The sequence below is a fragment of the Kribbella sp. VKM Ac-2571 genome (assembly GCF_004362255.1).
GTDB classification, from domain to species: Bacteria; Actinomycetota; Actinomycetes; order Propionibacteriales; family Kribbellaceae; genus Kribbella; species Kribbella pratensis.
Window position 1 is genome coordinate 89,397 of record NZ_SNWS01000017.1, and the last position, 10,147, is coordinate 99,543.

At 69.2% G+C, this 10,147-nt stretch carries 7 protein-coding genes; 2 read left to right on the forward strand and 5 right to left on the reverse strand.

Annotated elements, in window-relative coordinates:
• Positions 1–108 precede the first annotated feature (108 nt).
• Complete coding sequence (locus EV651_RS31560) at positions 109–1,134, forward strand: LacI family DNA-binding transcriptional regulator (protein ID WP_133788913.1); 1,026 nt, start codon at positions 109–111, stop codon at positions 1,132–1,134.
• Here EV651_RS31560 and EV651_RS31565 read toward each other — a convergent pair.
• Genes EV651_RS31565 through EV651_RS31585 form a run of 5 tightly spaced genes read right to left on the reverse strand, consistent with a single transcriptional unit; the run spans position 1,110 to position 8,747 of the window.
• On the reverse strand, positions 1,110–3,023 hold the full coding sequence (locus tag EV651_RS31565) for a beta-galactosidase (protein ID WP_133788914.1): 1,914 nt from the start codon (positions 3,021–3,023) through the stop codon (positions 1,110–1,112). The genes EV651_RS31560 and EV651_RS31565 overlap by 25 nt on opposite strands.
• A complete protein-coding gene (locus EV651_RS31570; protein WP_133788915.1) occupies positions 3,020–5,191 on the reverse strand; it encodes a sialidase family protein in 2,172 nt (723 codons plus the stop codon). Before EV651_RS31570 ends, EV651_RS31565 begins: the two co-directional genes overlap by 4 nt.
• A 7-nt stretch (positions 5,192–5,198) precedes the next feature.
• The gene (locus tag EV651_RS31575; RefSeq protein WP_133788916.1) at positions 5,199–6,101 is read right to left on the reverse strand and encodes a carbohydrate ABC transporter permease; all 903 of its coding nucleotides are present in this window, start codon (positions 6,099–6,101) and stop codon (positions 5,199–5,201) included.
• The gene (locus EV651_RS31580) at positions 6,098–7,099 is read right to left on the reverse strand and encodes a sugar ABC transporter permease (protein ID WP_238157310.1); all 1,002 of its coding nucleotides are present in this window, start codon (positions 7,097–7,099) and stop codon (positions 6,098–6,100) included. The genes EV651_RS31575 and EV651_RS31580 overlap by 4 nt, the downstream gene beginning before the upstream one ends.
• Complete coding sequence (locus tag EV651_RS31585) at positions 7,083–8,747, reverse strand: extracellular solute-binding protein (protein WP_133788917.1); 1,665 nt, start codon at positions 8,745–8,747, stop codon at positions 7,083–7,085. Before EV651_RS31585 ends, EV651_RS31580 begins: the two co-directional genes overlap by 17 nt.
• Positions 8,748–8,856: 109 nt before the next feature.
• Between EV651_RS31585 and EV651_RS31590 the strand changes: the two genes are divergently transcribed.
• The gene (locus tag EV651_RS31590) at positions 8,857–10,047 is read left to right on the forward strand and encodes an ROK family transcriptional regulator (RefSeq protein ID WP_133788918.1); all 1,191 of its coding nucleotides are present in this window, start codon (positions 8,857–8,859) and stop codon (positions 10,045–10,047) included.
• Positions 10,048–10,147 lie beyond the last annotated feature (100 nt).

Genomic DNA, 10,147 nt, shown 5'->3' on the forward strand with positions numbered 1-10,147 from the left:
GTCGAGCCCGGCCGGCGGCCGGACCTTGGGCGAACGCAGGGGAACAAAGGGGGTGTCGAAGCGCTTCGACTGGGGTAGAACTGGGACAGGATCAGGAAAGGGGACGACGTGGTCACGATCGCCGACGTCGCACGGCACGCCGGGGTTGCGGCCAGCACTGTCTCGTACGTTCTCAGCGGGAAGCGGACGATTTCGACCGACACCCGCGAGCGCGTGCAGCGCAGCGTCCGAGCCCTCGGCTACCGCCCGAACGCGAGCGCCCGCGCGCTGGCCAGCCAGCGGTCCAACGTGCTCGCGCTGGTGATCCCGCTGCGCACCGGTATGCACGTCCCGGTGATGATGCAGTTCGCCGCCGCGGTCGTGACCACGGCCCGCCGCTACGACCACGACGTACTGCTGCTGACCGCCGACGAAGGACCGGACGGGCTCGAGCGGGTCGCGCAGAGCTCGCTCGTGGACGCGCTCGTGGTCATGGACATCGAGCTCGACGACGAACGGGTCCCGGTCCTGCGCGAGCTGCCGATGCCCTCGGTGCTGATCGGTTACCCGGACGACGCCGACGGACTCACCTGTATCGACCTGGACTTCGTCGCCGCCGGCGCGCACTGTGTCGACCACCTGGCCGACCTCGGGCACCGTTCGCTGGCCCTGCTCGGGACGCCGTCCGCGGTGTACGAACGGCAGACAGGCTTCGCGCAACGGACGCTTACCGGTTTCTCGGACGCCGCCGAACGCCGCGGCGTGGTCGGCGTCGAGACGCCCTGTGAGCACACGTTCGACGCGATCCTGCACACCGTGCGTCAGCTGCTCGACGAGCACCCGGACATCACCGGCCTGGTGGTGCAGAACGAGCCCATCATCGGTCCGCTCCTGGACGTCCTGCGCCGGCTCGGCCGCCGGGTGCCCGAGGACATGTCGCTGGTGGCGATCTGCGCGGACGACGTCGCCGAGCGGCAGGTTCCGCAGTTGTCGTCGGTCTCGATCCCGGCCGAGCGGATCGGCGACCAGGCAGTCGAGTCGCTGATCACGAAGCTCGAGGGCGGCGACGTACCGGCGCTGACGCTGCTGCCCCCGACGCTCACGGCTCGTGAGAGCAGCTGCGAGGCCCCTCACCGCGATCTCACCACCGCGTAACCACCGGGCGGCAACGGCAGCTCGCCGACAACCAGCTCGCTCCCGTCGGCGGGTACGGCGACCTGGGTGTCACCGTGGTTGATCAGGAACGTCCACGTCGTGTCGCCGGCCCGGCGCCGCACCGTCTCGACCGGCGACGGTGACGGTGACAGGCCCAGCAACCGCGCGCCGGTCTCGTCGTCCACCTCCGTCGACACGTACCAGGCGACACCCGCACCGAACTCGTGACGCGTGATCGCGGGCTTGCCGTCCAGCACGCCACCGGCATACCGATCGATCACCTCCGCCGACACCGCCCGGACGTCCTCGCTCCATACCCGCCCGCGCCCACCGGACGACAAGGCGATCTCGCCGTCGATCGGCAGCGGGTGGAACTCCTCCACCCGGACGCCGACAAGCTCCGTGAACGCCCCCGGATACCCGCCGAGCCGGACCCGCAGGTCGGGATCCACGATCCCGCTGAAGTACCCGACCACCAGGTGTCCGCCGCCTTCCACGTACGCCGTGAGCGCTGCCGCGGACTCGTCGCTGATCAGATACAGGCTGGGGACGACAACTGTCGTGTACGACGACAGATCCGCGGTAGGCGACGCGAAGTCGACCGTCACGCCAGCACGCCAGAAGTGCCGGTGCGCGGCCCGTACCGACTTGAGGTAGTCCAGCGCCGACGACGGCAGGTGGGTACCCTGCATCGCCCACCAGCACTCGACGTCCCACAGGATCGCGACCTCGGCCTCGACGTTGCTCTCGGCAACATCTGTCAGCTGGGGCAGGACCGCGCCGAGCTCCTCGATCTCCCGGAAGATCCGGCTGTCCGGCCCGGCGTGCGGAACCATCGCCGAGTGGTACATCTCGGACCCGCCGCGCGATGCCCGCCACTGGAAGAACAACGCGCCCTGCGAGCCGCGGGCGATGTGCGACAAGCTGTGCCGCGCCATCCGGCCGGGCTCTTTCGCCTGCAACCGGCGTCCGTCGTTCAACGTTCCGGCCGCCTGCTCCATCAACAGCCAAGGCCCGCCGCCGGCCCACGACCGGGCCAGGTCCGCCGCGAAGGCGGTCTGCTCCTCCGCACCGGTCCCGGTCTGGTCCGGATAGTTGTCGATGGCCACGACATCGACCGCCTCGGCCCACTGCGCGTGATTCACCGGCACCCAGTTACCGAACACGAAGTTGGTTGTGATCGGCAGCTCCGAGAACGTCCGCAGTTCGGCCTTCTGCTCGAGGAACGCCGCCAGCAGCTCGTCCGACCAGAATCGCCGATAGTCCAGGTACTGGGTCGGATTCACCAGGTACTGCGTTTTCCGCGGCGGCTCGATGTCCGTCCAGTCGGCGTACCCCTGGCTCCAGAACGCGGTCGTCCACGCCTCGTTCAGCCGATCGAGGTCGCCGTACCGCTCCTGGAGCCATTCGCGGAAACGTGCCGCCGCGAGCGAGCAGTGACACGTCGTGCCGTACTCGTTGTGCACGTGCCACATCGCGAGGGCCGGGTGATCGTGATACCGCTCGGCCAGCGTCCGCGCGATCCCTCGAGCGGCATCGCGGTACGCCGGCGCGCACGCGCAGTACGTGTCCCGGCTGCCGTGTGTCAGCCGTACGCCGTCCGCGGTGACCGGCATCGCCTCCGGATGCAATCGGGTGAACCACGGCGGCGGTGACGCGGTCGGGGTGGCCAGGTCGACGCTCACACCGCCGTCGTGCAGCAGGTCGAGCACCTGGTCGAGCCAGTCGAACTCGTACCGCCCCGGCGCGGGCTCGAGCGACGACCACGAGAACACCCCGACGGTCACCAGGTTGACGCCGGCCTGCCGCATCAGGGCGACGTCCTCCTTCCACACCCCCGGATCCCACTGCTCGGGGTTGTAGTCGCCGCCGTACCAGAGTCGTGTCATACCGGCTCACCGTAGGGGATCCCGAACCCGTTCGTGGACAGGTACACCCGCCCGTAGACCCGCGGGTCACCCGCGATCGCGTCACCGGTGGAGGCGTACTGGTGCCGGTCGTCGTTCACCCGCACCCAGGAAGCGCCGCTGTCGTCCGACCGGTAGATCCCGCGGACACCGGCGACCTTCCCGGACGTGTATGCGGCCATCTCCCTCCGGTGCGGCGCCGCCTTGCCGAAGCCGATCGTGTACGCCTCCTCGATCGTTGTCACGGGCAAGTACGTCGACCCGCGATCGACCGATCGGTACAGCCCGCCCGCACCGGCCGCGAGCCAGCAGTGCCCGGCCCGATCCAGCACGGTCTCGAGCTTCCCGCCGCCCGTCGGCAGACCGGTTGCCGTCGCCGTGAAGGCGGCGCCCCCGTTCGTGCTCACGTACGCCGTACCGGTGGCCGGATCGAACCCGTAGAACACACTTCCGTCGACCCGATCGCCGGCGAGCACCGATCCGGCCGGCAGACCGGCGACGGCGATCCAGGTCGCGCCGCGATCGCGTGAGTAGTGCGCGACGACATCGCCCGGTGCCCAGACGATCGTTCGTGCGTCGGCGCCGACCACGACGCGACCTGTCTGCGTCATACCGGGCGGCTCGCCCGCGAACGGCTGCCAACTGCTCCCGGCATCGGTCGAGTACGCACCCCGCTCGCCCGCATTGGCATTCGCCAGCCGTACGACGAATCCCGGGGCGAGCGCCGCGTAGTCCAGACTCGGCGACGTCCCACTGACCGGATTCGACGCCTGCCCGTCCGGCGGCACGACGTCCAACCGGTCGTGCCGGTAGACCCCGATGTCCCCGAGCGCGCTGATCAACGGCGGACCCCACGGCGGACTGATCAGATCGAGGACGGCCGTCTCCTCGAGTCCCTGCGCGCGGACCGACCAGTGCGTACTGCGGCCCGCCTCCGCCCCCGTCACGTCGTCGGTGCCGAAGATCGTCGCACCGGTGACGTACAGGACCTTGTCCGAGTCGAACGGATCGATCGAGATGTCACCGATCATCCAGCCGAGCTTCGGGCTGCCGTGGAAGTCCAGGTACGGCGCTCCGGACGTGTCGAGCACGATCCGCTCGCCGATGGAGTGCCAGGTCCGGCCGCCGTCGACGGACCGGAAGATGTCGTCGACCGGGCCCCACCGGCTCATCGTCGACACCATCACCGTGCCCGGCTTGCGCGGGTCGGTGGCGAGGCCGCCGTACCCGAACCCGGCTTCACCACCGGTGTTCGGGCGCAACGGCGTGATGTCGGTCCACTCGCCGGTCGCGGTGTTCAGTTTGTGTACGGCGCCGTCGTACATCTCATAAGGCCCGGGAAGATCGCCGTACGTGACGTAGATGTTGCCGTCGGCCCCAAGTTCGCCGTGATGCGGCAGCAGCCCGGTCGGCTGCCCGGGGACCGCCGACCAGGTGCGGCCGGCATCCCTGCTGCGGTAGAGCGGGGTCGCCGGATCCGCGACGCCTGCATAGATCGTGCCGTCGCGCCGGTCGAAGAAGACGAAGCCGATCCCGATACCGGGTTTGCCGGTCACCGGGAAGCCGTCCACCCGCGACCACGTCATGCCGCGATCGCCACTGCGCCACAGCCCCTGATTGCGGGTGCCGAACAGCAGCACGCGGCCGTCACGGGGGTCGACCACGAGTCGCTCGCCCATCGAGCGGCCGGGCTCGTTGCCGCCGAGCTTGAACGGCAGGTCGGTCCGCTCGAAGGTCCGCCCCTGGTCGCACGATCGCAGGATCGCACCGTTGATCGGCGACCATTCGTTGGTGTAGGTGCCGACCGCGAGGTACAGCCGTTGCGGATCCGCCGGATCGAGCGCGAGACTCTCGACCCCGGTCCAGTTCCACTCGTCCCAGCCGATCCAGTGCAGCAACTGCACCCAACGCTGGGTGCGGTTGTCGAATCGCGCGGCTCCACCGATGTCGGTCCGCGCGTACACCAGTCCACGCTTGCGCGGATGGTGGACGATCCCGGTGACGAAACCGCCCCCGACGATCTCCACGTTGCGCCAGCGGTACGAGCCCGCCGCCGCCTGTGCTCCCGCCGCCGTAGCGGTTGTCGCCGACGCCGCGGCGAGGGCCGTGCCGGTGCCGAGGGCAAGGAAATGCCGTCGTGCCAGGTTCATCGTGACCTCATCCCTTCACCGCGCCGATGATGACGCCCTTCTGGAAGTGCCGCTGGATGAACGGGTAGACCAGCAGGACCGGCACGATCGCGATGACCACGATCGCCATCTTGATCGCCAGACCGGGCGCCGGTGACAGGCCCGCGATGCCGGTCGCCACCCCGCCGGCACCCGTCGGCAGCGGCTGCTGCTGCACGATGTAGGTCCGCAACACCATCTGCAGCGGCCACTTGCTGTTGTCGTTGATGTACAGCAACGCGTTGAAGAACGCGTTCCAGTAACCGACCGCGTAGAACAGTCCGACCACGGCGACCACGGCCTTCGACAACGGCAGCACGATCCGCCGCAGGATCGCGAACTCACCGGCCCCGTCGATCCGGGCGCTGTCGATCAGCTCGGTCGGGATCCCCATGAAGAACGACCGCATCACGATCAGGTTGAACGCCGAGATCGCGGCCGGCAGGATCAGCGACGCGTAGTGGTCGATCAGCCCGAGCGCGTTGACCACGAGATAGCTCGGGATGATGCCCGGCCCGAACAGGAACGTGAGCAGCACGATGAACAGCAGCGGCCGGTGGAACAACGATCCCGGCCGCGACAACCCGTACGCCGCGAGCACGGTGATCCCGAGGCTGAACGCCGTACCGATCACGGTGATCCCGACGCTGATCAGCAGCGCTTTCGTCACCACTCCGCCGGACAGCAACTGCACGTACGCCGCAACCGTCAGCTCCCGCGGTACGACGACCAGCCCGCCGGCGCGGGTCACCGCTTCGGTCGTGGACAGGCTCGTCACCACCACGACGTACAACGGGAACGCGACCGCCAGCGCGATCAACGCCAGCACCACCGGCTTCCCGAACCGCCCGACCGGAGTCGGTTCTTCCTCCCAGACAGCTCGTGCACTCATGACTTGGAATACACCCCCTGCTCGCCCACCATGTGGGCGAATCGGTTGGCCACCAGGACGAGGACGAGGCCGACGACGCCCTTGAACAGGCCGGCCGCGGCCCCGTAGCCGAAGTCGCCGACGAGCAGGCCCTGGTAGTACACGTACGTGTCGAGTACCTCCGCCGCGCCGCCGCCGACGGCGCTGCGTTGCAGGATGAACTGCTCGAACCCGACCGTCAGCGCGTCACCCAGGCGCAGGATCAGCAGCAGGACGATCACCGGGCGCAGACCCGGCAGCGTGATGTGCCAGAGCCGGCGCCAGCGGTTCGCGCCGTCGGCCGCGGCGGACTCGTAGAGCTCCGGGCTGATGGTCGACAGCGCCGCGAGGAACACGATCATCCCCCAGCCGGCGTCCTTCCAGACGGCCTGCGCGGTGACGAGCAGGATGAACGTGTCCGGCTTCGTCATCAGGTCGACCGCCTGGTGCCCGTGGTCGCGCAGGGTCTGCGCGAGCAGGCCGGCGCCGCCGATCATCTGCTGGAACAGCGACACGACCAGCACCCACGAGAAGAAGTGCGGCAGGTAGACGACGCCCTGGATGAGGTTGCGGAGCTTCGACGACAGGACGCTGTTCAGCAGCAGCGCCAGCGCGATCGGGATCGGGAAGAAGAACGCGAGCTGGACCGCCGTGATCGAGACGGTGTTCGCGACCGCCTTCCAGAACGCGGGTTCGGCGAACATCCGCTGGAAGTTCCCGAACCCGATGAACTCGCTGCCGCGAATCCCGGCGTACGGCGAGTAGTCCTGGAAGGCGATCACGTTCCCGAGCGTCGGGAAGTAGTGGAAGACGCCCAGCAGCACCACCACCGGCAGGACCATCACGAGCAGCGGCCAGTCCCGGCGGAGGCGATGGGTGAAACTCATCCCCCCGGCGCGACCGCGCTTGTGACGCCGGGACGTCCGCTTGGCATCGGGGAGGCGCTCCGCCTGCGCCGGAGGCTTAACGACCGTTGTCACTGAGCACCTTCGCGTAGAAGTCGCGGCCTTCGTTGCCGCCGTTGTCCTGCCACTGCTTGACGGCGGTCTTCAACTCGCTGATCGGCTTGCGACCGCGGTAGATGTCCTGCAGGGCGTCGTCGAAGGGCTGGTTCAGCGCCGCCATCTTGGCCGGCTGCTCGACCCGGATGCCGTCGAACAGGTTCTTCTCGCGCACCTTGGCCGCTGCGTTCTGCCAGGCGCTCATCGACTGGACGTACCCCGGGTACTCGCTCTCGGTGATCGCCGTCGGACGGCCGCCCAGGAAGATGTACGTCTGCGAGACCTCCTTCTGTCCCAGGGCGGTGAGCTTCGGGGCACCGGACGGCTGCTTCGTGTAGTGCTTGCCCTCGAGCCCGTAGTTGTAGAGCACGTACTCCTCGGTCCCGAACGGTGCGGCCGTGTAGTTCATCACGCCGAGCAACTCCTTGACGCGGTCCTCGCCGAGCCCCTTCTTCACGAAGGTGAAGATGCCGGCCGGGTCGCCGCCCCACGTGATCGGCGTACCGCCGTCGTGCGCGAACGGCATCACCGGCTGCGGGTTGAACTTCGGGTTGACCGTCTGCTGCCGCTGCAGCGACTCGTGCCACCCTCCCGGCCCGTTCTGCCGGATCAGGAACTTGCCGCCCTCGAACAGCGCGTTCTCGTCCGCGCCGGCGTTCGCGACCACCTCCGGGTGCACGTACCCCGACTGGAACAGCCTCCGGATGAACGCCACCGCCTCCTCGAACTGCGGTGTCTCGATCTTGTTGACCAGCTTGCCGCTGGGGTCCTTGATCCAGCCGCCCGGCACCCCGAACGCCCGGTGGACCTCGTCGGCGACCGAGCCGTACGCCCACCGGCCCGCCTTCGCGTCGGTCAGTTGCTTGCCCAGCGCGAGCAGGTCGTCGGAGCTCTTCGGCGGCTCCGCACCGAGCTGGTCCATGATGTCCTTGCGGTACATCATCATCCAGGGGAAGCCGTCCGACGGGAACGGCACGGCCTTCAGCTGCGAGTTCCAGACGCCGTACGCCCAGGCCCGGGTCGGCAGGTTCGCCAGCATCGGGTACGCCGACACCTTGTCGCCGGCCAGGTGCGGGGTGAGGTCCTCGAACAGTTTGTCCGCGGCCTGGCCGAACCGGGTCAGGCTGGAGATGTTCCAGCCCGGGATGCAGAGCAGCTCCGGAACGTTGCCGGCCGCAAGGATCGGTCCGAGCTTGTCCCCGTAGTCGTTGCCGTTCAGGATGTTGAACTTGACCGACGCGCCGATCCGTTCGTTGTTCGCCGCGAAGTACGAATTGCCCGCCAGCGGCGGGATCGGGCTCCACAGCGGCGTCATCGCCGTGACTTCCTTGCCGCTCGGCACCATCTTGTCCGGCACCGCCCGCTTGAGCTCGCTCGGGTAGTGCGTGTAGCCCGGCGAGGCGCCGTTCTCGCCCGGCAGGTCCGGCTTGACCGACTCGTACGGGATGTACTTCGGCAGCAGGCCGGACAGTTTGTCCTCGGTCTCGGCGCGGCCCGTCGTACTGGACCCCGAACCGCCGTTCGAGCATCCGGTCAGCGTCGCCCCGCCCGCGGCCGCCGCCGCGCCGGCGCCGAGCAGGGAGATGAAGGTGCGGCGGCTGGTGCCGCCGATCACTGGTCCGGTCACGGTGCATCCCCTAGACTTAGTTGGGCTAGTAGCCAAACAAATTAACGCAGAGCCGACAGCCCGGCAAGGTGTAGAACTGACCCAGACCCAACTTTCGACGGGACGGACCTTGATCACACAGACCGCGGACCACACCGACATCCGCGCCACCAACCTGGCGGCGGTGCTCGGCTACCTGCGCCGGGAAGCCCCGTGCTCGCGGGCCGCGATCGCGGCCGGGACCGGGCTGAACAAGGCGACCGTGACGAGCATCGTCGGCGAGCTGCTCGAGCGCCGGCTGGTCCGCGAGACGCAGCAGACCCAGAACCATGTCGGCCGCCCGGCGACGCTGCTCGTGCTCGACGGCTCGGCGTACGCGACGATCGGGCTCGAGATCGGCGCGCGCGGCCTGACCGCACTCGGCTGCGACGCGGCCGGTGAGCAGATCCTGCGCTGGCATCGCGCCGGACCGGGCGTCGACGCCGGCCCGGCGAAGACCATCGCCGCCGTGGTCGCGCTGGCCCGCCGCGCGATCTCGACAGTGCAGTCCTCCGGCCGCCAGGTTCTCGGCATCACGGTCGGCGTACCCGGCCTGGTCAACCGCGACGGCGCCGTCGTACTGGCCGCCGGACTCGGCTGGAGCGACGTACCGCTGCGGGCCGAGCTCGCCGCGGCGCTCGGACGGCCGGACATCCCGGTGACGGTCGACAACGACGCCTCATTGGGCGTGCTGGCCGAGCATCTCTACGGCCCTTACGCCGGTACGGCGAACCTCATCCAGCTCACCGGCGATACGGGGGTCGGCGCGGGCATCATCGCCGACGGCCGGCCGCTCGCGGGACACCTCGGGTACGTCGGCGAGGTCGGGCACCTGCGCCTGGTCCCGGACGGACCCGCGTGTGGGTGCGGACGCCGCGGATGCCTCGAGGCGCTCGCCAGCCTGCCGGCGATCCTGGAGCAGGTCGACGGCAGCATCGACGACGACCCGCAGCACCAGCTCGAGACGCTGATCCGGCGCGCCGACGCCCAGGACGTCGCCGTCACGAAGGTGCTCACCGAGGCCGGAACACACCTCGGCCACGGGATCGCCGCGCTGGTGAACATCCTCAACCCCGAGGTCGTGCTGCTCGGCGGCGCCTACGCGCTGCTCGCCGAGCACCTGGCTCCGGCCATCGACAAGGCGCTCCGTGAAGCCAGCATCGCGCCCGACGCCGGGGGGTGCACCATCGCCGCGTCCGCCTTCCCGCACACGGCCACTCCGCTGGGCGCCACGGCCCACGCCCTCACCCCGCTGACTCGCGGGCGGCTGCCGGACCGCTGACCCACTGAGCCCATTGGAAAGCGTTACCCTCTCCCCCGCTGAGGTCTTGACCGTCAGCGCCCGGGATGCAACCCTCTGTTCACGCCCGTCTGTCGAAGCG